The organism is Enterobacter cloacae complex sp. S3 (genome assembly GCF_014930495.1).
Classification (GTDB): Bacteria; Pseudomonadota; Gammaproteobacteria; order Enterobacterales; family Enterobacteriaceae; genus Enterobacter; species Enterobacter asburiae_B.
In genome coordinates this window covers 118,945-141,698 of record NZ_JADBRD010000022.1, presented here as the reverse complement: position 1 = coordinate 141,698, position 22,754 = coordinate 118,945, and the positions used below count along the sequence as shown (strand labels likewise).

At 56.2% G+C, this 22,754-nt stretch carries 20 protein-coding genes, 1 tRNA gene and 1 pseudogene; 16 read left to right on the top strand and 6 right to left on the bottom strand.

All coding sequences use genetic code 11. From position 1 onward, the window contains the following. Positions 1-22 precede the first annotated feature (22 nt). Positions 23-283: pseudogene (locus tag IM317_RS14710) on the top strand (MFS transporter); the annotation flags it as partial. Here IM317_RS14710 and IM317_RS14705 read toward each other — a convergent pair. Next, positions 280-534 carry a YkgJ family cysteine cluster protein gene (locus tag IM317_RS14705; protein WP_033146563.1) on the bottom strand — a complete coding sequence of 85 codons (255 nt, stop codon included), beginning with the start codon at positions 532-534 and terminating at the stop codon, positions 280-282. The pseudogene IM317_RS14710 and the gene IM317_RS14705 overlap by 4 nt on opposite strands. A 164-nt stretch (positions 535-698) precedes the next feature. Between IM317_RS14705 and yeiP the strand changes: the two genes are divergently transcribed. Continuing rightward, positions 699-1,271, top strand: a complete 573-nt coding sequence (gene yeiP / locus IM317_RS14700) for an elongation factor P-like protein YeiP (RefSeq protein WP_008500940.1) — start codon at positions 699-701, stop codon at positions 1,269-1,271. A gap of 116 nt (positions 1,272-1,387) precedes the next feature. Here the strand turns inward: yeiP and uxuA are convergent, their stop codons facing one another. Further along, positions 1,388-2,578, bottom strand: a complete 1,191-nt coding sequence (gene uxuA, locus IM317_RS14695; protein ID WP_033146040.1) for a mannonate dehydratase — start codon at positions 2,576-2,578, stop codon at positions 1,388-1,390. Positions 2,579-2,783: 205 nt separating this feature from the next. Here uxuA and IM317_RS14690 point away from each other — a divergent pair, with 205 nt between their 5' ends. The 9 genes from IM317_RS14690 to yejF all read left to right on the top strand — a co-directional run bounded on the left by IM317_RS14690 (position 2,784) and on the right by yejF (position 14,395). After that, positions 2,784-4,250 carry a mannitol dehydrogenase family protein gene (locus IM317_RS14690; protein WP_033146041.1) on the top strand — a complete coding sequence of 489 codons (1,467 nt, stop codon included), beginning with the start codon at positions 2,784-2,786 and terminating at the stop codon, positions 4,248-4,250. 124 nt (positions 4,251-4,374) lie between these two features. Then, positions 4,375-5,361 carry a GTP-binding protein gene (locus IM317_RS14685; protein ID WP_033146042.1) on the top strand — a complete coding sequence of 329 codons (987 nt, stop codon included), beginning with the start codon at positions 4,375-4,377 and terminating at the stop codon, positions 5,359-5,361. 33 nt (positions 5,362-5,394) lie between these two features. Beyond that, the gene (locus tag IM317_RS14680; RefSeq protein ID WP_172421374.1) at positions 5,395-6,108 is read left to right on the top strand and encodes a phosphatase PAP2 family protein; all 714 of its coding nucleotides are present in this window, start codon (positions 5,395-5,397) and stop codon (positions 6,106-6,108) included. Between the two features lie 415 nt (positions 6,109-6,523). After that, a complete protein-coding gene (gene mepS / locus IM317_RS14675; RefSeq protein WP_008500946.1) occupies positions 6,524-7,093 on the top strand; it encodes a bifunctional murein DD-endopeptidase/murein LD-carboxypeptidase in 570 nt (189 codons plus the stop codon). A 127-nt stretch (positions 7,094-7,220) separates the two neighbouring features. Further along, positions 7,221-8,777 carry a cyclic di-GMP phosphodiesterase gene (locus tag IM317_RS14670; RefSeq protein WP_033146044.1) on the top strand — a complete coding sequence of 519 codons (1,557 nt, stop codon included), beginning with the start codon at positions 7,221-7,223 and terminating at the stop codon, positions 8,775-8,777. Positions 8,778-8,851: 74 nt separating this feature from the next. Beyond that, on the top strand, positions 8,852-10,657 hold the full coding sequence (locus tag IM317_RS14665; RefSeq protein ID WP_033146045.1) for an extracellular solute-binding protein: 1,806 nt from the start codon (positions 8,852-8,854) through the stop codon (positions 10,655-10,657). A gap of 9 nt (positions 10,658-10,666) precedes the next feature. Beyond that, entirely contained in the window at positions 10,667-11,779 is a 1,113-nt protein-coding gene (locus IM317_RS14660) for a microcin C ABC transporter permease YejB (protein ID WP_033146046.1), read from the top strand. Next, positions 11,779-12,804 carry an ABC transporter permease gene (locus IM317_RS14655; RefSeq protein ID WP_033146047.1) on the top strand — a complete coding sequence of 342 codons (1,026 nt, stop codon included), beginning with the start codon at positions 11,779-11,781 and terminating at the stop codon, positions 12,802-12,804. Before IM317_RS14660 ends, IM317_RS14655 begins: the two co-directional genes overlap by 1 nt. A gap of 1 nt (position 12,805) precedes the next feature. Continuing rightward, positions 12,806-14,395, top strand: a complete 1,590-nt coding sequence (yejF, locus tag IM317_RS14650; protein WP_033146048.1) for a microcin C ABC transporter ATP-binding protein YejF — start codon at positions 12,806-12,808, stop codon at positions 14,393-14,395. A gap of 3 nt (positions 14,396-14,398) precedes the next feature. On the opposite strand, the gene IM317_RS14645 is transcribed toward yejF, so the two are convergent. The 3 genes from IM317_RS14645 to rsuA form a co-directional block, all read right to left on the bottom strand. Next, entirely contained in the window at positions 14,399-14,743 is a 345-nt protein-coding gene (locus IM317_RS14645; RefSeq protein ID WP_028013883.1) for a YejG family protein, read from the bottom strand. Positions 14,744-15,022: 279 nt separating this feature from the next. Next, positions 15,023-16,219: a Bcr/CflA family multidrug efflux MFS transporter gene (locus IM317_RS14640; RefSeq protein WP_008500953.1), complete on the bottom strand. Its 1,197-nt coding sequence runs from the start codon at positions 16,217-16,219 to the stop codon at positions 15,023-15,025. Positions 16,220-16,234: 15 nt separating this feature from the next. Further along, complete coding sequence (rsuA, locus tag IM317_RS14635) at positions 16,235-16,942, bottom strand: 16S rRNA pseudouridine(516) synthase RsuA (protein WP_023312495.1); 708 nt, start codon at positions 16,940-16,942, stop codon at positions 16,235-16,237. Between the two features lie 281 nt (positions 16,943-17,223). Here rsuA and IM317_RS14630 point away from each other — a divergent pair, with 281 nt between their 5' ends. Together IM317_RS14630 and rplY are read left to right on the top strand one after the other, a co-directional pair. After that, complete coding sequence (locus IM317_RS14630; RefSeq protein ID WP_033146049.1) at positions 17,224-18,984, top strand: DEAD/DEAH box helicase; 1,761 nt, start codon at positions 17,224-17,226, stop codon at positions 18,982-18,984. Positions 18,985-19,109: 125 nt separating this feature from the next. Beyond that, positions 19,110-19,394, top strand: coding sequence for a 50S ribosomal protein L25 (rplY, locus tag IM317_RS14625; protein WP_029740955.1), 285 nt, complete (start codon positions 19,110-19,112; stop codon positions 19,392-19,394). Positions 19,395-19,445: 51 nt separating this feature from the next. Here the strand turns inward: rplY and yejK are convergent, their stop codons facing one another. Next, complete coding sequence (gene yejK / locus IM317_RS14620; RefSeq protein ID WP_008500957.1) at positions 19,446-20,453, bottom strand: nucleoid-associated protein YejK; 1,008 nt, start codon at positions 20,451-20,453, stop codon at positions 19,446-19,448. 134 nt (positions 20,454-20,587) lie between these two features. Between yejK and IM317_RS14615 the strand changes: the two genes are divergently transcribed. From IM317_RS14615 to IM317_RS14605, 3 genes are all read left to right on the top strand, one after another. Continuing rightward, the gene (locus IM317_RS14615; RefSeq protein WP_008500958.1) at positions 20,588-20,815 is read left to right on the top strand and encodes a YejL family protein; all 228 of its coding nucleotides are present in this window, start codon (positions 20,588-20,590) and stop codon (positions 20,813-20,815) included. Positions 20,816-20,834: 19 nt separating this feature from the next. Next, positions 20,835-22,595 carry an LPS biosynthesis-modulating metalloenzyme YejM gene (gene yejM, locus IM317_RS14610; protein WP_033146050.1) on the top strand — a complete coding sequence of 587 codons (1,761 nt, stop codon included), beginning with the start codon at positions 20,835-20,837 and terminating at the stop codon, positions 22,593-22,595. 72 nt (positions 22,596-22,667) lie between these two features. Beyond that, a tRNA-Pro gene (locus tag IM317_RS14605) sits at positions 22,668-22,744 on the top strand. Positions 22,745-22,754: the final 10 nt, after the last annotated feature.

Genomic DNA, 22,754 nt, shown 5'->3' with positions numbered 1-22,754 from the left:
CATTACAGCTTGGTGTTAACAGTTGCTGGCTTTACAGTTGCTGAACGCCATTTATATAGGCATTCTCGCCGGGATAGGCATGCTCTATTTCCAGGATCTGATGCCGGGCCAGGCAGGCTCTGCCACCACCCTTTATACTAATACCACCCGCGTGGGCTGGATTATCGCGGGCTCAATGGCCGGTGTCGTTGCAGAAATCTGGAACTATCACACGGTGTTCTGGATTGCGCTGGTGATGTGCTCGCTGACGATCGGCTGTCTGGCGAGGATTAAAGACGTTTAGGGCGCGGTGAGCGCTTCCAGCTCAAGAAGGTACGTCATCGCCTGCCCTCGCGTGCTGCCACACATTTCTGCCGTGGGCTGAAGCCCGGAGCAGACTTTCGGGCGCATCGGCGAGCCAAAGATCATGCACAGATTCGTTTCCGAGAGCTGAACGCAGCGGGTATTGGCAGGCTTGCCCTCCGGCATTCCTGGAATGGGGCTTGAAATGGACGGTGCAGTACAGCACGCGCCACAATCGGGACGGCAATCCATAAATGCTCTCTTTCGCTGACGATCGCCCGCGCAGTCGGGCATCGCGCGCACAGTAACACCTTTTGCGTATTGATAGCAAAAGCCACGAATTCCTCTTGCCTGAAAGGCCGCGCGCGAGTAATTTGGCGCGATATTTTTTACCTCCCGTAAACAGGATTACTGCAATGCCAAGAGCGAACGAAATTAAGAAAGGTATGGTGCTGAATTACAACGGCAAACTGCTGATTGTGAAAGATATCGACATTCAGGCACCCAGCGCCCGTGGTGCAGCAACGCTGTACAAAATGCGTTTCGCCGATGTGCGTACCGGCCTGAAGGTGGAAGAGCGCTTTAAAGGTGACGATATCGTCGATACCGTGACCCTGACCCGTCGCTACGTTGATTTCTCCTACATCGACGGCAACGAATACGTGTTCATGGACAAAGAAGATTACACCCCGTACATCTTCACCAAAGATCAGATTGAAGAAGAGCTGCTGTTCATTCCTGAAGGCGGCATGCCTGATATGCAGGTCCTGACCTGGGACGGCGTGCTGCTGGCGCTGGAGCTGCCTCAGACCGTCGATCTGGAAATCGTGGAAACCGCACCCGGCATCAAAGGCGCATCCGCAAGCGCGCGCAACAAACCGGCTACCCTGACCACCGGCCTGGTTGTGCAGGTGCCGGAATACCTCTCCGCTGGCGAGAAGATCCGCATCCATATCGAAGAAAAACGCTATATGGGTCGCGCCGACTGATTGTGGCGTTTGTCGGGTGGCGGCTTTGCCTTAACCGACCGACAAAAACACAAAAACCGGCTCTCAGGCCGGTTTTTTATAGGCCCGGTAAGCGTAGCGCCACCGGGCAACAGCGCTTACAGAAGCTCCGGATACTTCGTCATCTTCAGCGCCAGCTCAACGCCGCGCACTTCCGCCATCCCTTTAAGACGGCCAATCGCCGAATAGCCCGGGTTGGTTTTCTTACGCAGATCGTCCAGCATCTGGTGGCCGTGATCCGGACGGAACGGGATAGGACGCACATCGCCCGCCTGCTTGCGACGCGCCTCTTCCGCCAGAATGGCGTCTACCACCGCTACCATGTTCACATCGCCGCCCAGGTGCGCCGCCTCGTGGAAGGTTTTTGGATTATCCTCACGGCAGGTCGCACGCAAGTGCGTAAAGTGAATGCGATCGCCAAAGGTTTCAATCATCCGCACCAGGTCGTTATCCGCACGCACGCCGTAGGAGCCGGTACACATAGTAAAGCCGTTATAGATGCTGTTTACCGTCTCTTTCAGCCACTGCATATCTTCAATAGTGGAAACAATGCGCGGCAGGCCGAGGATAGGACGCGGTGGATCGTCCGGGTGTACCGCGAGGCGTACGCCTGCCTCTTCAGCAACCGGCACGATAGCGCGCAGGAAGTACGCCATGTTTTCACGCAGCTGCTGCTTATCAATATCGCCGTATTCCGCCAGGCGCGCGCGGAACTGATCCAGCGTATACCCCTCTTCCGCCCCCGGCAGGCCCGCAATAATATTACGGGTCAGCTTTTCGATGTCTGCGTCACTGGCGGCGTTAAACCACGCGAGCGCCTGCTGCTGCTCTTCCGCGGTGTAATCCGCTTCGGCGCCGGAGCGTTTCAGAATGTGCAGCTCAAACGCCGCAAAGGCGATTTGGTCGAAACGCAGGGCTTTCGAGCCGTCCGGCATCTGATATTCAAGGTCGGTACGCGTCCAGTCGAGGATAGGCATGAAGTTATAGCAAACCGTATCAATGCCGCAGGCCGCCAGGTTGCGAATGCTCTGCTGATAGTTAGCAATCCAGGTCTGGTAGTCCCCGGAATGGGTTTTGATGTCTTCGTGAACCGGGATGCTCTCTACTACAGACCAGGTTAACCCCTTCTCCGCCAGCAGCGCCTGACGCTGTTGAATTTCCTCTACCGGCCATACCTGACCGTTTGGAATATGATGCAGCGCCGTGACGACACCCGTTGCGCCTGCCTGGCGCACATCATCAAGAGAAACCGGATCGTTCGGCCCGTACCAACGCCAGGTTTGTTCCATTGCCTCACCCTCTTAAGTTGTTATACCAATATGCGTTACTGCAATGACGACTACCATACATGTTTACCGCTAAGGGTCAACATACCGCCACACATTGATTGATCAAACTCACAGAACGGGGATATTTACGGCTCACCAATTTTATTTGCTGTCATATAACTTTACACTGGCATTGTTAATTAATGGTTAATCAGGTGTGTATCTCATGAAGACAATTGCCTCCACCGCCCTTCCTGCCCAGGTTCAGCAGCCGCGCTACGATCGTCAGCAACTGCGCTCCCGCATCGTCCATTTTGGCTTTGGCGCGTTTCACCGTGCGCACCAGGCATTGTTAACAAACCGGGTGCTTAATGAAAAAGGCGGCGACTGGGGTATTTGTGAGATTAGCCTTTTCAGCGGCGACGTGCTGATGAGCCAGCTGCGCGCGCAGGATCACCTGTTCACCGTGCTGGAGAAAGGGGCGGAAGGCAATGAGGCGATTATCGTCGGTGCCGTCCATGAATGCCTTAACGCAAAGCTGGACTCTCTGCCCGCCATTATTGAGAAATTTTGCGAGCCTCAGGTCGCAATTGTGTCGCTCACCATCACGGAGAAAGGCTATTGCATAGATCCCGCGACCGGGAAACTCGATCTGCACAACGCCCGAATAATCCATGACCTTGAAAACCCCTCAGAGCCACATTCCGCACCCGGGATCCTGGTCGAAGCGCTTCACCGCCGCCACGAGCGCGGCTTGCCTGCGTTTACCGTGCTCTCCTGCGACAATATCCCTGATAACGGGCACGTGGTGAAAAACGCGGTGCTGGGCATGGCGCAAAAGCGTTCCGCAGCGCTGTCTGAATGGATTGACAGCCACGTGAGCTTCCCGGGGACGATGGTCGACAGAATTGTTCCCGCCGCGACGGACGCCTCGCTGGCGGAAATCACCGACGCGCTCGGCGTTGAAGATCCGTGCGCCATCAGCTGTGAACCGTTTATTCAGTGGGTGGTGGAAGATAATTTTGTTGCCGGCCGTCCGGAGTGGGAAGTCGCGGGCGTTCAGATGGTGCAGGATGTTCTGCCGTGGGAGCAGATGAAATTGCGCATGCTCAACGGCAGCCACTCTTTCCTGGCGTATCTGGGGTACCTCGCGGGCTACGCCCATATTAATGAATGCATGGAGGACGCTGCATTCCGTGAAGCCGCCCGTCGGCTGATGCTGGACGAGCAGGCGCCCACATTACGCATTAAGGATGTCGACCTCACCGCCTACGCCGATAGCCTGCTCGAGCGCTTTGCCAACCCGGCACTTCAGCATCGGACCTGGCAAATCGCGATGGACGGTAGCCAGAAGCTTCCACAAAGAATGCTGGACGGGACCCGCGTTCATCTCGAGCGAAAAACACCGTGGTCGCTGCTGGCTCTGGGCGTGGCCGGCTGGATACGCTACGTCAGCGGTACCGACGACCGTGGCAACGCGATTGATGTTCGCGATCCCCTCAGCGATAAAATTCGCACCATGGTCAATGCCAGCAGCGACGCCGACCGCGTAAACGCCCTGCTGGGGCTGAGCGAGGTCTTTGGTCACGATCTCGCGCAAAACAGCGCGTTTGTGGAGGCTATCAGCCAGGCATACCAGCGCATCACCCGCCACGGCGCGCGTCAGGCTGTTATCGAAACGTTAAATATTTAACGATTATTGCGCTTAACGCGAACGGATGAAGCCTCCGTTCGCCCTCCCCCTTCTCACCGGTCACGTTTTTCGCCAGGATAGAGAGATTAGTGTTATAGCATCACAATCCTCATCTGGAGCGCACGTGACCAAAACCAACCTCATCACCGGTTTTCTCGGCAGCGGTAAAACCACCTCAATTCTCCACCTGCTGGCGAATAAAGATCCTGCCGAGAAATGGGCCGTGCTGGTCAATGAATTTGGCGAGGTAGGCATTGACGGCGCGTTACTGTCATCCAGCGGCGCGATGATTAAAGAGATCCCCGGCGGGTGCATGTGCTGCGTCAATGGCCTGCCGATGCAGGTCGGGCTCAATACGCTGCTGCGTCAGGGCAAACCCGACCGCCTGCTGATTGAGCCCACCGGGCTGGGCCATCCGAAGCAGATCCTCGATTTACTGACCGCCCCGGTTTACGAGCCGTGGATCGACCTGCGCGCCACCCTGTGCCTGCTCGATCCGCGTCAGCTTCTGAATGACAAGGCGGTGGCCAATGAGAATTTCCGCGATCAGCTCGCCTCGGCTGACGTTATTGTCGCGAATAAAGCAGATCGCGCCACGGCTGAAAGCCAGGCCGCGCTGGACGCGTGGTGGCAACATGTCGGCGGCAACCGCACGCGGGTGCAGACCACCCAGGGGAATATTGATAGCGCCCTGCTTGACCTTCCTCGTCTGAACCTCACCGAGTTGCCTGCCAGCGCGGATCATTCGCACAGTCATCCGGTTAAGCAGGGTTTAGCCGCTCTCAGCCTGCCGGAACATCAGCGCTGGCGTCGTAACCTGAACAGCGGCCAGGGATATCAGGCCTGCGGATGGATATTTGATGCTGAAACCGTTTTCGACACCATCGGGATCCTGGAGTGGGCCCGACTTGCTCCCGTCGATCGCGTGAAAGGGATCATGCGCACGCCAGACGGGCTGGTGCGGATCAACCGTCAGGGTGACGATTTCTTTATTGAAACGCAGAATGTGGCGCCGCCTGACAGCCGAATAGAGTTAATTAGTGCGGTTAACGCCGACTGGAATGCCCTCCAGTCCAGCCTGTTGAGGATTCGTTTAAGTTCGGGCGGCTAACGTTGCCCCAGTTTTCACTCTATGCAGAACGTTATGACAACTCGATTTCCCCTGATATTACTGCTTAATGTCGCCGGTCTGGCGCTTTTCTTCTCCTGGTATATCCCGGCGGATCATGGTTTCTGGTTCCCGCTGGATTCTGCCATTTTTCACTTCTTCAACCAGGAGCTGGTGAAGAGCAACGCGTTCCTGTGGCTGGTGGCAATTACCAACAACCGCGCCTTCGACGGCTTCTCGCTGCTGGCCATGGGCTGCCTGATGCTCTCTTTCTGGCTGAAAGAGGATAAAGCCGGGCGTCGGCGTATTCTCATTATCGGTCTGGTGATGCTGCTGTTTGCCGTTGTCATTAACCAGCTGGCAACTGCGATTATTCCGGTTAAGCGTTCGAGCCCAACGCTATTCTTCACTGATATTTATCGCGTCAGCGAACTGCTGCATATTCCAACAAAAGATGCGTCGAAGGACAGTTTCCCCGGCGATCACGGCATGATGCTGCTTATTTTTTCCGCAATTATGCTTCGCTATTTCGGCAGAAAAGCCTTTGCCATAGCCCTGATTATTTTTGTGGTTTTTGCCTTCCCGCGCGTAATGATTGGCGCTCACTGGTTTACCGATATTGCCGTCGGTTCGCTCTCCGTGGCGCTGATTGCGCTGCCGTGGTGTTTGATGACCCCACTGAGCGACAGGATAATAGCGCTGTTCGATCGCTATCTTCCCAGAAGAGCGCAACAACAATTAAACAAATAACTAACCTAAATTAACGTGAGCTATCAGGGATCGACATGATCCCTGATAGCATTCTCGCCGCGATCTTTCCCCACTGTCATATTCTCGTCATCATATTCATGATAAAAATGAAGCAATTGCATACTGGCGCAGCGGATCCGTCGCTATTTTGAGCAATTCTATGTTTTTACTTTCTGTATCACATTTTCTTATAAAAAAAAGGCTTTTTTTTCTCGCAATACCCCAGGCAATCGGTTAATCTCGAACTCGTTTTGCCCCATAGAGATAATTATTTCACTGGCGAATAATTTTGTGCGCTGTGCCACAAATGTGACCAGAAAGAATTGTCTCAATGTGAACAGATAATTAGTCTCGTCACGTTTGGCATTTTTATAACGATATTTGTCGTTAAGGACTTCAAGGGATAATAAACAAAATGGTCAAATCTCAACCGTTTCTGAGATATATCTTACGGGGGATCCCGGCGATAGCAGTCGCGGTACTGTTGTCTGCATGTAGTACATCGAACACCGCAAAGAATATGCATCCTGAGACGCGTGTTGTGGGAATGGAAGATTCCTCGTCACTGCAAGCCTCTCAGGATGAATTTGAAAATATGGTACGTAATCTGGACGTGAAGTCCCGCATTATGGACCAGTATGCTGACTGGAAAGGCGTGCGCTATCGCCTTGGTGGCAGCACAAAAACAGGTATTGATTGTTCCGGTTTTGTACAGCGTACGTTCCGTGAGCAATTTGGGTTAGATCTTCCGCGTTCAACCTATGAACAGCAGGAGATGGGCAAGTCGATTTCACGTACCAAACTGCGCACCGGTGATTTAGTCCTGTTCCGTGCCGGTTCTACAGGTCGACATGTTGGCATCTACATTGGTAATGACCAGTTTGTACATGCCTCCACCAGCAGCGGTGTGACCATTTCCAGCATGAATGAACCGTACTGGAAGAAGCGCTACAACGAAGCACGCCGCGTACTGACCCGCAGTTAATATGACTATTGTATCGTTGGTTATCCCTTGGCTGACGATATGATGAAAAAAAGCACTGCTTCGGCAGTGTTTTTTTTTGCCCGTTACACTGAATACATCCAGCGGCATTTCAGGAATCACGACGTCTATGTTCACCCGCTATTTCTCCAGCAATCGCAAAATACTGATCCTCAGCATCATCACAGGCCTGATCGCCGCCCTGCTCCTGGGTTCGTTGCAATTTTTCTGGAGCTACCACAAGCGGGAAGTCAAATTCGACACCCTGATCCACGATGTGAGCATCTATATGGAGAACTACTTCGATGAGTTAAAAAATTCTATCGATGTGCTCCAGCCGCTCACGTTAAACAACTGCCACGACGTCAATCAGGAACTTACCTCGCGCGCTGCCTTTAGCGTTAACGTTCGCGCATTCCTGCTGGTCAGAGACAAAATGGCGTTCTGCTCTTCTGCCACGGGGCCGATGAATGTCCCCATGGAGGAGCTGATCCCCGAGCTGCACATCGACAAACAGATTGATATGGCGTTACTTCCCGGCACCCCCATGTTGCCCAACAAGCCCGCGATTGCCATCTGGTACCGTAACCCGCTAGTGAAGGACGGCGGCGTGTTTACCTCGGTGAACCTCAATCTGACGCCTTACCTGCTCTACACCGCGCGCCAGGACGAATTTGCCGGCATTGCCATAATTATTGGCGACCATGCGCTGTCAACGCGGTCCAGCACGCTGGTCCTTGCGCATGACCTGCATGAAACGCCGGCCCGTACCGCGACGCTGAAAGACGTGCCCCTGACCATCAACCTGTATGCTGACGCATGGACCAGCGATGAAATTCTCTACGCCCTGTTCTTCGGGCTGGTATGCGGCATTTGTGCCGGATCGCTCAACTACTATATCCTCAGCATTCGCCTCAACCCGGGTAAAGAGATTTTAAGCGCGATTAAGCGCGGTCAGTTTTACGTGGTTTATCAGCCCGTCGTCGATGCTAAATCGCTCCAGATGACCGGGCTTGAAGTGCTGATGCGCTGGAAACACCCGACGATGGGGGAAATTCCGCCGGACGCGTTTATCAACTTTGCCGAAGCGCAGAAGCTGATTGTCCCGCTGACGCTGCATCTCTTCGACCTTATCATTCACGATGCCCCCGTGTTACAAACTCTGTTACCTCCGGGAGCAAAGGTGGGCATCAACATTGCGCCGGGGCATCTGCATGCGGAAAGCTTCAAAGACGATATGCGCACCTTCAAAGCGCTACTGCCGCAGGATTACTTCCAGATCGTGCTGGAAATTACCGAGCGCGACATGCTCAATCATCGGGAAGCCAACAGCCTTTTCGAATGGCTGCACAACGAAGGGTTTGAGATAGCCATTGATGATTTTGGCACCGGCCACAGCGCGCTGATTTATCTTGAGCATTTCACCATGGACTACCTCAAGATTGACCGCGGTTTTGTTAATGCGATTGGCACCGAGACCGTGACGTCGCCGGTGCTGGACGCCGTCCTGACGCTGGCAAGACGACTGAATATGTCGACCGTCGCCGAAGGGGTGGAAACGCCGGAACAGGCCGCCTGGCTGCGCGAACACGGCGTTAATTTCCTGCAGGGATACTGGATTAGCCGCCCGATGCCGCTGGCGCAGTTCCGCGAATGGCGGCCTGATATTTCGCCCGAGGGTGATTAATTTCACATTGCCCGTGACGTCACTTATTATTCAGCTTAACCGAGCCGGTCTGTAAAAGAGGGAGCCGCCGCGAGATGCTTATGCGCTTCATGTTGCTGATGTTGGCACTAACGAGCCTGTCCAGCCAGGCGCAGGCCATCAAAGAAAATATCGCCTTCGCGGTGATTGGCGAGCCGAAATATGCGGTCAATTTTACGCACTTCGATTACGTTAACCCTGCCGCGCCGAAGGGCAGAAAGGTCACGCTTTCCGCCACGGGAACATTCGACAACTTCAACCGCTTCGCCCTGCGCGGCGTGGCGGCCGCGCGAACGGAATCGCTTTACGATACGCTCTTCGTCACGTCGGATGATGAGCCCGGCAGCTATTATCCGCTGATTGCCGAGAACGTGCGTTACGCCGATAACTTCGCCTGGGCGGAAATCTCGCTGAACCCGCGGGCGCGTTTTCACGACGGTACGCCGGTGAAGGCCAGCGACGTCGCGTTCACCTTTCATAAATTCATGACCGAAGGCGTCCCCCAGTTCCGCATCGTGTATAAAGGGGCTTCCGTCAGAGCCATTGCGCCGCTCACCGTGCGCATCGAGCTGAGCGAACCGAACAAAGAGAACATGCTTAGCCTGTTCTCGCTGCCGGTGATGCCTGAATCGTTCTGGAAAAATCATAAGCTAAGCGACCCGCTTTCCACGCCGCCGCTGGCAGGCGGCCCATACCGCATCACCGACTGGCGCATGGGGCAATATGTCGTTTACTCTCGCGTGAAAGACTACTGGGCGGCAGACCTGCCGGTAAACCGCGGGCGCTGGAATTTCGACACCCTTCGCTATGATTACTACCTCGACGATAACGTGGCGTTTGAAGCGTTCAAAGCCGGCGCTTTCGATTTACGCGTCGAGAGCAGCGCCAAAAACTGGGCGACCCGCTATATCGGCAAAAATTTCGCCAAAGGCTATATCGTCAAAGACGAGCACAAAAATGAGTCTGCCCAGGACACCCGCTGGCTGGCGTTTAATATTCAGCGTCCGGTATTTAATGACCGCCGGGTGCGCGAAGCCATTTCCCTGGCCTTTGATTTTGAGTGGATGAACAAAGCGCTGTTTTACGGGGCTTACAGCCGTGCGAACAGCTATTTTCAGAACACCGAATACGCCGCGCGCGATTACCCGAAAGCCGACGAGCTGGCTCTGCTGGCGCCGCTGAAAGCGGAGCTGCCGCCGCAGGTGTTCACCACCGTGTTTCAGCCGCCCGCGTCGAACGGTGACGGTTACGACCGCGACAACCTGCTGAAAGCCAGCAAACTGCTGGATGACGCGGGCTGGCACCTGAAAAATCAAAAGCGTGTGGATGCCAAAACGGGTAAGCCTCTCAGCTTTGAGCTGCTGCTCTCGTCCGGGGGCAACGATCAGTGGGTACTGCCGTTTAAGCACAACCTTGAGCGGCTGGGCGTGACAATGAACATTCGCCAGGTCGATAACGCGCAGATCACCAGCCGCATGCGCAGCCGTGATTACGACATGATGCAGCGCCTGTGGCCCGCGCAGCCGTGGCCCAGCTCCGACCTGCAAATATCCTGGGCCTCCAGCTACGTTGACTCCTCATACAATGCGCCAGGTGTAAAAAGCCCGGCGATTGACGCGCTGATTGCGAAAATAGTGGCGGCGCAGGGGGATAAAGAAAAGCTCCTGCCGCTCGGGCGCGCCCTCGACAGGGTCCTGACCTGGAACTACTACATGCTGCCGATGTGGTATATGGGCGAAGATCGCCTTGCGCGCTGGGACAAGTTCTCCGTGCCTGCCGTGCGCCCTGTCTACTCCCTGGGCTTTGATACCTGGTGGTATGACGTTAACAAAGCCGCCAGACTTCCCGCTGAGCGGCGATAAGGAATCATCATGGGTGCCTATCTTCTCCGTCGTCTCCTGCTGGTCATCCCCACCCTGTGGGCCATCATCACGATTAACTTTTTTATCGTGCAAATCGCCCCCGGCGGCCCGGTCGATCAGGCGATTGCCGCCATTGAATTTGGCAACAGCGGCGGCATGCCCGGCGGCGGCGGCATGCCCGGCGGCGGCGGTGAAGGGATGGGCGCGAGCCATGCGCGAACCGGCGTAGGGAATATCAGCGAAAGCCATTATCGCGGCGGACGCGGGCTGGATCCGGAGGTGATCGCCGAGATCACCCACCGCTACGGCTTTGACAAACCGATTCACGAGCGCTATTTCAAGATGCTCTGGGATTACATCCGCTTTGATTTTGGCGACAGCCTGTTTCGCAGTGCGTCAGTGTTAACGTTGATCAAGCAAAGCCTGCCGGTTTCGATAACGCTGGGGCTGTGGGGAACGCTGATTATCTATCTGGTCTCTATACCGCTTGGGATCCGCAAAGCGGTGTATAACGGCAGCCGGTTTGATATCTGGAGCAGCACGTTCATCATCATCGGCTACGCCATCCCGGCGTTTCTGTTTGCCGTCCTGCTGATTGTCTTTTTTGCCGGGGGAAGCTATTTCGACCTCTTCCCGCTGCGGGGGCTGGTCTCCGCCGATTTCAGCTCCCTGCCGTGGTATCAGAAAATCACCGACTATCTCTGGCATATCACGCTGCCGGTGCTGGCCACGGTCATTGGCGGGTTTGCGGCCCTGACCATGTTGACCAAAAACGCCTTTCTCGATGAAATTCGTAAGCAGTACGTCGTGACTGCCCGCGCCAAGGGCGTAAGCGAGAAGCAGATCATGTGGAAACACGTGTTCCGCAACGCCATGCTGCTGGTGATCGCCGGATTTCCGGCCACGTTCATCGGCATGTTTTTTACCGGCTCGCTGCTGATAGAGGTGATGTTCTCGCTCAACGGCCTGGGGCTGCTGGGCTATGAGGCTACCGTTTCGCGCGATTATCCGGTGATGTTTGGCACACTTTATATTTTCACTCTGATTGGCCTGCTGCTGAATATCATCAGTGATATCAGCTATACGCTGGTCGATCCCCGAATTGATTTTGAGGGCCGCTGATGCCGCGTTTAAGCCCCGTCAACCAGGCCCGCTGGGCCCGCTTTCGCCACAACCGCCGCGGCTACTGGTCGCTGTGGATTTTTGCCGTGCTGTTTGCCTTAAGCATGTGTTCGGAGCTGATCGCCAACGACAAGCCGTTGCTGGTGCATTTTAACGACCGCTGGTACGTGCCGGTTATCGCCAGTTACAGCGAAAGCGACTTTGGCGGCCCGTTTGCGACACCGGCGGAGTATCAGGATCCGTGGCTTCGCCAGCAGATTGAGCAGCACGGCTGGGCGCTCTGGGCGCCGGTACGCTTTGGCGCAAACAGCATTAACTTCGCCACCACGACGCCCTTCCCTTCCCCGCCCTCCGCGCAAAACTGGCTGGGAACGGATGCTAACGGCGGGGACGTGCTGGCGCGCATCCTGTATGGCACGCGAATTTCTCTTCTCTTTGGGCTGATGCTGACGATCTTCTCAAGCGTAATGGGCGTCGTGGCGGGCGCCGTTCAGGGCTACTACGGCGGGAAAATCGACCTGTGGGGCCAGCGGGTTATTGAAGTCTGGTCAGGCATGCCAACGCTGTTTCTGATTATCCTGCTTTCCAGCGTGGTGCAGCCCGGCTTCTGGTGGCTGTTAGGCATCACCGTCCTGTTCGGCTGGATGGCGCTGGTGGGCGTGGTGCGCGCGGAGTTCCTGCGCACCCGCAATTTCGACTACATTCGCGCCGCGCAGGCGCTTGGCGTGAGCGACCGGGGGATCATCTTCCGCCACATGCTGCCCAACGCGGTCGTGGCAACGCTCACCTTCCTGCCGTTTATTCTGTGCAGCTCCATCACCACCCTCACCTCGCTGGATTTTCTTGGTTTCGGGCTACCGCTGGGTTCCCCGTCGCTCGGCGAACTGCTGCTGCAGGGTAAGAACAACCTGCAGGCGCCGTGGTTAGGCATCGCCGCCTTTCTTTCCGTGGCCGTGCTGCTGTCGCTGCTGATTTTTATTGGCGAAGCCGTGCGCGATGCCTTCGATCCGAACAAGGCGGTATAAAATGACCCAGCCTCTTCTCAGTATTGATAACCTGTCGATTGCTTTTTCTAAGCAGGACGAGACGCGCACCGTGGTCACCGACCTGTCGCTGCAGATCCAGACCGGGGAAACGCTGGCCCTGGTGGGCGAGTCGGGTTCAGGCAAGAGCGTTTCGGCACTCTCCATCCTGCGCCTGTTGCCGTCCCCACCGGTGAGCTACCCGCAAGGGGATATTCTGTTTCACGGCAGCTCGCTGCTGCATGCCGACGAACATACCCTGCGCGGTATTCGCGGCAACAAAATCGCGATGATCTTCCAGGAGCCGATGGTTTCCCTCAACCCGCTGCACAGCCTCGAGAAACAGCTCTATGAAGTGCTCTCCCTGCACCGGGGGATGCGCAAAGAGGCCGCGCGGGGAGAAATTCTGGATTGTCTGGAACGAACGGGCATACGCAATGCGGCCAAACGGCTGAATGATTTTCCGCACCAGCTCTCCGGCGGCGAACGACAGCGCGTGATGATCGCTATGGCCCTGCTCACGCGACCCGAGCTGTTGATTGCCGACGAGCCCACAACGGCGCTGGACGTGACGGTACAGGCGCAAATACTGACGCTGCTGCGGGAACTGCGTGACGAGCTGAACATGAGCCTGCTGTTTATCACGCACAACCTGAGCATTGTGAGAAAGCTGGCCGACAGCGTCGCGGTGATGCAAAACGGACGATGCGTTGAACAGAATAGCGCGTCCACGCTGCTGAGCGCGCCGCAGCACCCCTATACGCAGCGTTTGCTCGACAGCGAACCCTCCGGCGACCCGGTTCCGCTCGCGGCTGACAGCACACCGCTGCTGCGCGTTGAGGATTTGTCCGTCTCGTTCCCGATCCGCAAAGGTATTCTGCGGCGCATCGTCGACCAGAATCCGGTGCTGAAAAACATCCGCTTCTCGCTGCGCCCGGGAGAATCTCTGGGGCTGGTGGGCGAATCCGGTTCCGGCAAAAGTACCACCGGTCTGGCGCTGCTGCGCTTAATTGCCTCCCAGGGCGAGATCCTCTTTGACGATATGCCGCTGCACCGCTGGAACCGCCGTCAGATGCTGCCCGTGCGGCCCCGCATGCAGGTGGTGTTTCAGGATCCCAACTCCTCGCTTAACCCGCGGCTCAGCGTGTTACAGATTATCGAAGAGGGTCTGCGCGTGCATCAGCCCAGCCTGAGCGCTCAGCAGCGCGAGCAGGAAGTTAAGCGGGTGATGGCCGAAGTGGGCTTAGATGCCGGGACGCGCCACCGCTATCCGGCTGAATTCTCCGGCGGCCAGCGCCAGCGTATCGCCATTGCCCGCGCGCTGATCCTGAAGCCGGAGCTGATTATTCTGGATGAACCGACGTCGTCGCTGGACAGAACCGTTCAGGCGCAGATCCTGGCGCTGCTGAAAGGGCTTCAGGAAAAGCACCGGCTGGCCTATATCTTTATCAGCCACGATCTACAGGTGGTGCGGGCGCTATGCCATCAGGTGATTGTGTTGCGACAGGGAGAAGTGGTCGAGCAGGGAGAGTGCCAGCGCGTATTTAGCGCGCCAACGCAGCGCTACACGCGCCAGCTGTTGTCGGCAGACTAGCGGTCAGAACGGGTACTGGCCGGAGAAAGGCTCCGCGATGGCAACGCCAAAATTCTTCAGACGGCAGGTGGCGGCAAACTCGTCCTGGCTCTTCACGAACAGGCACGGCTCACCTTCACACTCCAGCACGGAGCTGTCCACTTCGATATCCGTCAGGGCCTGACTGAGACGCTCCATCACCCGCCATGCATTTTCGTCGCTCGGGCTCAGCAGCTTGAGTGCCACCAGGCAGTTTTCACAGCCCGCGACGCTTTGCGGAATCGGTTCAACTTTCGAACCTGCAAAACCCGCCGACCAGCGATAGCTCTGGGGCAAGCGATGGACAATGGAGAGTTGTAATGTATTCACGTTCGTTCCCCGGAAGCAAAATTTACTTCACAATTTATTTACATTTATAGTAACACATCATCGCCAGCCTGCACTATTCAGCGCTTTTTTATCGATATCCAGGCTCGCGTCGGCGCTATATGTACCCGTTTCTGCGATCTAACTCAACCTTTTTGAATACAATGATGTGACTTTTTACACAAATAGATTTTACATAAAATAAACAAACACGGAATAAACGAACGGGGGTTTGGTTGATATGCATCAACAAAAAAGGCCCTGTCGGGCCTTCTCTGTATTTTAGTGGGCCGCTTTTCGCGGTCGACTGGCGTAAAGATAGAAGAGTATCGAGCTGGTTGCGCAAAAAGCCATCGCCCACAGCATGGGCCATGCTGTCGTAAAGGTGGCCATTGAAAGCAACGCCCCAACGATAGCGCCAATACCGAAGCGGAACGTCCCCGCCAGGGAAGAGGCGGTACCCGCCATATGCGGAAACTCATCCAGGATCACCGCCATCGCATTAGATGACACCATCGACACGCAGCCGACAAAGGCCGCCACCCCGACCACCAGCGCCCAGAAGCCCACGCCCAGAAACGCGCTCACCACCAGCCAGATAGCCATCACAAACTGGATCCACAGCCCGGCGCGGAACATGTTCAGCGCCCCCACCCGCCGGACAAAACGGCTGTTGATGATGGTCATGATGAACAGGAAGACGATGTTAAGCGCGAAATAGTAGCCGAAGTGCTGCGGTGAAACGTGATTCAGTTCAATGTAGACAAACGGCCCGGCGCTCAGGAAGGAGAACATCCCGGCGAAGCTGAACCCGCTTGCCAGCATATAGCTGAGCACGCGCTTGTGGCGAAACAGCGAGGCAAAGTTGCCTATTGTGGTTCGGATGTGGAATTTCTGGCGGCGCTCGACGGGAAGCGTTTCATCAATAAAGAAGAAGATCATCGCCGAGGCCAGCAGCGCGGCCAGGGCCAGGATCCAGAAAATCACATGCCAGCTAAACCACACCAGCACCGCACCACCGGCCATCGGGGCCACCAGCGGCGCAATCGTCGTCACCAGCATCACGAACGACATCATGCGGGAGAACTCTTCTTTCGGGTAAATATCGCGCATCAGAGCGTTAATCACCACGCTTGCCGCTGCCGCCGCCAGACCGTGGAAGAAGCGCATGATAATCAGATGATCGATGGTCTGCGCCAGCGCACAGGCAACCGCTGCGGCTGCAAAGACCAGCGTCCCGCCCAGAATAACGGGCTTGCGTCCAAGGCTGTCCGCCATCGGGCCATAAAACAGCTGGCCGAGGGCAAAGCCGAGAATATAGGTGCTGAGCGTCATCTGCGCGCTGCCCGCCGGAACGCCAAACTGCGCGGAAATGACCGGCAGCGCGGGCAGGTACATATCAATAGACAGCGGCATCAGCATGGCCAGCAGGCCAAGAATGAAGACGATTTTGAACGACGAGTGTGGCCTGGTGGTCACAGAGCTCTCCTGAAATTAGTGCGAAGGCAGACCGACGCTGGCGATCTCTTCTTCCGTTAACGGGCGATATTCGCCTGGCGCCAGGTCGGGATCGAGTTCGATCGCACCAATCCGCTCACGATGCAGGCCAACAACGTGGTTCCCCACCGCGGCAAACATACGTTTCACCTGATGGTAACGCCCTTCGCTGATGGTCAGACGGACTTCCGTCGGCGTAATCACCTCAAGCACGGCGGGTTTGGTCAGATCTTTTTCATTATGCAGCTGAACGCCTTTCGTGAATTGCTCTGCCGTGTCATCCGACACCGGCGACTCCAGCGTGACCAGATAGGTTTTCTCGCAGTGGTGACGCGGGGAAGTAATGCGATGCGACCACTGTCCGTCGTCGGTCATCAGTACCAGACCCGTGGTGTCGATGTCGAGGCGGCCTGCGGCGTGCAGCTTGTGCGCCACCGGTTCGTCGAGGAAATAGAGCACCGTCGGGTGATCGGGATCGTCCGTTGAGCAGACGTAGCCTTCCGGCTTATTGAGCATGAAGTAGCGCGGACCGTGCTGCTGGGTCAGCGGATTGCCGTCATACTCCACCTGATGGTCAGGTTGCAGTTTGAACGCGCTGTCTCTCACAATATCGCCATCCACGGTAACGCGGCTGGCGCGAATTTCGCGCCCGGCAATAGCGCGGCTTACGCCGAGTTGCTGAGCGATAAACTTATCAAGTCGCATGAAATCTTTTTAGCCTTAATGGTGCTGGAAGTCGGACAACAGGTCCGAAAAAAGAAGCAGTCTGGAACGGTTCAGTATAATGGTCTGGTTGCGCCACTCAAGGGAAAAAGTTTCGTGGCATACTATCTATACCCTAAATAATTCGGGTTGCATGAAGGCGGCAAAGGAGTGAATCCCCGGGAGCTTACATAAGTAAGTGACCGGGGTGAACGAGTGCAGCCAACGCACAGGCAACTTGAAGTATGACGGGTATATGTGCGGAATAACGAAACCGAGACCCTATGACTTTTACACTTCGTCCCTATCAGCAGGAAGCCGTTGACGCCACCCTCGCCTGGTTCCGTAAACATCGCGAGCCGGCGGCGATTGTGCTCCCGACCGGCGCAGGCAAAAGCCTGGTCATCGCCGAACTGGCGCGTCTGGCCCGTGGTCGCGTGCTGGTGCTGGCGCACGTCAAAGAGCTCGTCGCGCAAAACCATGCCAAGTATTGTGCGCTTGGGCTGGAAGCCGATATTTTCGCCGCCGGGCTAAAGCGCAAAGAGAGCCACGGCAAAGTGGTCTTCGGCAGCGTGCAGTCGGTGGCGCGCAATCTGGAGCTATTTCGCAGCGAATTTTCGCTGCTGATTGTTGACGAGTGTCACCGCATCAGCGATGACGACGACAGCCAGTATCAGCAAATCCTGGCTCACCTGAAAGCGGTGAACCCTCACCTGCGCCTGCTGGGCCTGACGGCGACCCCGTTTCGCCTGGGGAAAGGCTGGATCTATCGCTACCATTATCACGGCATGGTGCGCGGCGATGAGAAGGCCCTGTTTAGCGACTGCATCTACGAACTTCCGCTGCGCTACATGATTAAACACGGCTACCTGACGCCGCCTGAACGGCTGGATATGCCGGTGGTGCAGTACGATTTCAGCCGTTTGCAGGCGCAGAGCAACGGCTTATTCAGCGAAGCGGATCTCAACCAGGAGCTGAAAAAGCAGAAGCGTATTACGCCGCATATCATCAGCCAGATTGAGGAGTTCGCCGCGACGCGCAAAGGGGTAATGATCTTTGCCGCTACGGTTGAGCACGCGCGAGAGATCACCGGGTTACTGCCCGCCGGCGACGCGGCGTTAATCACCGGCGAGACCCCCGGCCCGGAGCGCGACGGCCTGATTGACGCCTTTAAAGCCCAGCGGTTCCGCTATCTGGTAAACGTGTCGGTATTGACCACCGGCTTTGACGCCCCGCACGTCGACCTGATCGCCATTTTGCGCCCGACCGAATCGGTCAGTCTGTATCAACAAATTGTTGGCCGCGGCCTGCGCCTGGCCCCGGGGAAAACCGACTGCCTGATTCTGGATTATGCCGGTAACCCGCACGATCTCTATACACCTGAAGTCGGCGCGCCAAAAGGGAAAAGCGACAACGTGCCCGTACAGGTCTTTTGCCCTGCCTGCGGGTTTGCCAACACCTTCTGGGGGAAAACCACCGCCGACGGTACGCTGATCGAACACTTTGGCCGCCGCTGTCAGGGCTGGTTTGAAGATGATGACGGGCATCGCGAGCAGTGCGATTTCCGCTTCCGGTTCAAAAACTGCCCGCAGTGCAACGCCGAAAACGACATTGCCGCCCGCCGCTGCCGGGAATGCGACACGGTGCTGGTTGACCCGGACGACATGCTGAAAGCGGCGCTAAAGCTGAAAGATGCCCTGGTGCTGCGCTGTTCCGGCATGGCGCTGCAGCCCGGCGCCGATGAAAAAGGCGAGTGGCTGAAAATCACCTATTACGACGAAGACGGGGCGGACGTCAGCGAGCGTTTCCGGGTTCAGACGCCTGCCCAGCGAATGGCCTTCGAGCAGCTGTTTATCCGCCCGCATACCCGCACACCGGGCGTGCCCCTGCGCTGGATTACCGTGGCCGATATCGTGCGCCAGCAGGTGTTATTGCGCCATCCGGATTTTGTCGTCGCCCGTAAGAAAGGCCAGTTCTGGCAGGTGCGCGAGAAGCTCTTTGACTATGAAGGTCGCTTCCGTCGCGCCAACGAATTGCGCGGTTAGCGGGACTTTTCATTGATGTGAGGGGCATTTGAGTATAAAATGCCGCCCGCTTCACATCCGTGAGGCAGAACACTCACCTGCTGCTGGGTCGCCTGTAGCAGGGTTTTAAATACAGAGAGAAATCAATGTTCACTATCGAAGCAGAAGTACGTAACGTGCAGGGTAAGGGTGCGAGCCGCCGCCTGCGTAACGCTAACAAGTTCCCGGCTATCGTTTACGGTGGCGAAGCTGCTCCAGTTGCAATCGAACTGGATCACGACAAACTGTGGAACCTGCAGACCAAAGCTGAATTCTACAGCGAAGTTCTGACCATCGTTGTTGGCGGTAAAGAAGAAAAAGTGAAAGTTCAGGCTGTTCAGCGTCACCCGTTCAAGCCAAAACTGTCTCACATCGACTTCGTTCGCGCGTAATCGCAAACACGTCGAAAAAAACCCCGCTTCTGCGGGGTTTTTTTATGGCTGTTATTTCCCGCCCGAGGTGCGGCGCTGAAGCTGATCGCGCAGGTTCGGCGGCGTACCTTTAATGGTCAGCGTATCGGTGGCCGGATCCCAGAAGATGCGTTCACCCAGCAACATCGCGTCAAAGTTGATGGTTAACCCACCGCCGCTGCCGGCAAACTTGGTTAACTGACGCAGCGTACTGCGATCCGCCGGGAAGCTCTCTTCAAGCTCATAGCCTTTTTCCGCGGTGAATTCCTGGAAGCTGACTTCGCTGACGCCCGCCAGCTCTTTTGACAGGGACTCCAGCTCGATCTCCTCCCCTGCCTGCAGCTGTTCGTTGCAGTAGCTGTAAACCTGCTGGCGCACGGTCTGGCGCTCAGATTTATCGAGCTGCGCTTCAGCCGTGAAGTCGTCAACCGCCTGCAGCAGCCCTTTGTTCTGCGCTTTGGCGTTAAGACCTTCGCTGGCACCGAGGAAATCCATAAAGAAATCCGCCACTTTGCGGCCCACGCGCCCCTTCAAGAATGTCAGGTAGCGGGTCGACTCCGGGTTGGTTTCCCATTCGGTCAAATCAATACGCGCCACGATATCCGCATGGTTGATATCCAGATAATGCGTTGAGCTGATATCCAGCTGCTCGTTCACGCGCATGCTGCTTAAGTTATTCAGCACGGTAACCAGCAGATACTCGACCGCCAGGTAGCGATAGTGGCAGAACAGCACGATCCCGCCGTCGGCGAACGGATATTTCGCCAGCTCGTCGCGCAGACGCCCTGTTGCGGCGCGGCTAAACGCCAGGAAATCCTCTTCGCCCTGACGCTGCAGGCGCAGGCTATCGGCCAGTTCACTCTCTTCGCTGAACAGGCCATAGGCTTTATTTTTGGCACTGTAGACGCGATGCAGCTCTGCCATCATCTCCACCACGGTCGCCGTGGGTTCCAGTAACGAATCGCGCAGCACCACTTCAAGGGTTTGCTCATCACGCTTGATAAGCTGGTGCAAGGCAATCTGGTTGATTTCCAGACTCATGATAAACTCTCCTTTTAGACCGGGCGGTATTCAACCACCACCAGGACATGTGTGCAACAACAGATAAAAAAGGGGAAAAAAAGCTGTTGCTACGGTAATATGTTGCCCTTTCATCAACAAACTGATTTTGATTTATGCCACAACATTCCCGCTACAGTGATGAACACGTTGAACAACTGCTCAGTGAGCTGGTCAACGTACTGGAAAAACATAAAACGCCGACCGATCTCTCCCTGATGGTTTTGGGAAATATGGTCACCAACCTGATTAACACCAGCGTTGCTCCGGCTCAGCGTCAGGCGATCGCAAAATCGTTTGCCCAGGCTTTACAGTCGTCCGTCAGCAACGACCCGGCCCATTAAGGGATACGAACAACAGTTTATGGTGACGAATCGTCAGCGCTACCGTGAAAAAGTCTCCCAGATGGTCAGCTGGGGGCACTGGTTTGCCCTGTTCAACATTCTGCTGGCGACGGTCATTGGCTGTCGTTATCTGTTTGTCGCAGACTGGCCAACAACGCTAACCGGGCGTATCTACTCCTGGATAAGCGTTGTCGGTCACTTTAGCTTTTTGGTTTTCGCCACCTATCTGCTGATCCTGTTCCCCCTGACGTTTATCGTCATGTCGCAGCGTCTGATGCGGTTCTTGTCCGCCATCCTTGCGACGGTGGGGATGACGCTGCTGCTTATCGACAGTGAAGTGTTCACCCGCTTCCACCTGCACCTCAACCCCATCGTCTGGGAACTGGTGATTAACCCCGACCAGAACGAAACGGCCCGTGACTGGCAGCTGATGTTTATCAGCGTCCCGGTGATCCTGCTGATTGAGATGCTGTTCGCCACCTGGAGCTGGCAAAAGCTCCGCAGTCTGACCCGGCGACGCCATTATGCGAAGCCCGTCGCCGCGCTCTTTTTCGTCTCCTTTATCAGTTCGCACATCATGTATATCTGGGCGGATGCGAACTTCTATCGCCCTATTACCATGCAGCGCGCGAACCTGCCGCTCTCGTACCCGATGACGGCCCGTCGCTTCCTCGAGAAACACGGTCTGCTTGATGCACAGGAGTACCAGCGCCGTCTTATCGAGCAGGGCAACCCGGAAGCCGTCAGCGTTCAGTATCCTCTGAGCGACCTGAACTACCGCGATATGGGGCGCGGGCAAAACGTCCTGCTGATCACCGTCGATGGCCTGAACTATTCCCGTTTCGAGAAGCAGATGCCTGCGCTGGCCGCTTTCGCGAGTCAGAACGTCTCGTTTACTCAGCATATGAGCTCCGGTAACACAACCGATGCGGGCATCTTTGGCCTCTTCTATGGCATTTCAGCCGGCTACATGGACGGCGTACTGTCTACCCGCACGCCTGCGGCGCTGATCACCGGGCTGAATCAGCAAGGCTATCAGCTAGGGTTGTTCTCCTCCGATGGCTTTAACAGCCCGCTCTACCGCCAGGCGCTGCTGTCCGATTTCTCACTGCCGACGGCGCAAAATCAGTCCGACGCGCAGACCGCCGGCCAGTGGATAAACTGGCTGCAGCGCTACGCCCAGGAAGATAACCGCTGGTTCTCATGGGTTGCCTTTAACGGCACAACGCTTGCCAACAGCAATAAAAGTGATTTTGCGCGCCGCTACGGCCGCGCGGCTGGCGATGTTGATGCGCAGATAGGCCGCGTGCTTGACGCGCTTCGCGAGTCGGGCAAGCTGGACAATACCGTGGTGATCGTGACCGCGGGCCATGGCATCCCGCTAGGTGACGAGACGAAGAGTATGAGCTGGTCTCGCCCGAATCTGCAGGTTCCGCTGGTGATCCACTGGCCAGGCACCCCGGCGCAGCGCATCAATATGCTCACCGAGCATAAAGATGTGATGACCACCCTGATGCAACGCCTGCTGCACGTCAGCACGCCAGCAAACGAGTATTCGCAGGGGCAGGATCTCTTCAGCGCCGCGCGCCGCCACAGCTGGGTGACGGCGGCGGGGAATAATACGCTGGTGGTGACCACGCCGAAGCTGACGCTGGTGCTGAACAGCAACGGGAATTATCAGACGTATAATCTGCAGGGCGAACGGTTGAAAGACCAGAAACCGCAGCTGAGCCTGCTGCTGCAGGTCCTGACGGATGAGAAGCGCTTCATCGCTAACTGATTAATAATAAACCAGTTAGCGACAGATTCCCTTGCATTCAAAACGGAATCGAGTAGTATTCTTTTTATGCGTCGGCACGTAGCGCAGCCTGGTAGCGCACCGTCATGGGGTGTCGGGGGTCGGAGGTTCAAATCCTCTCGTGCCGACCAAAAACATATT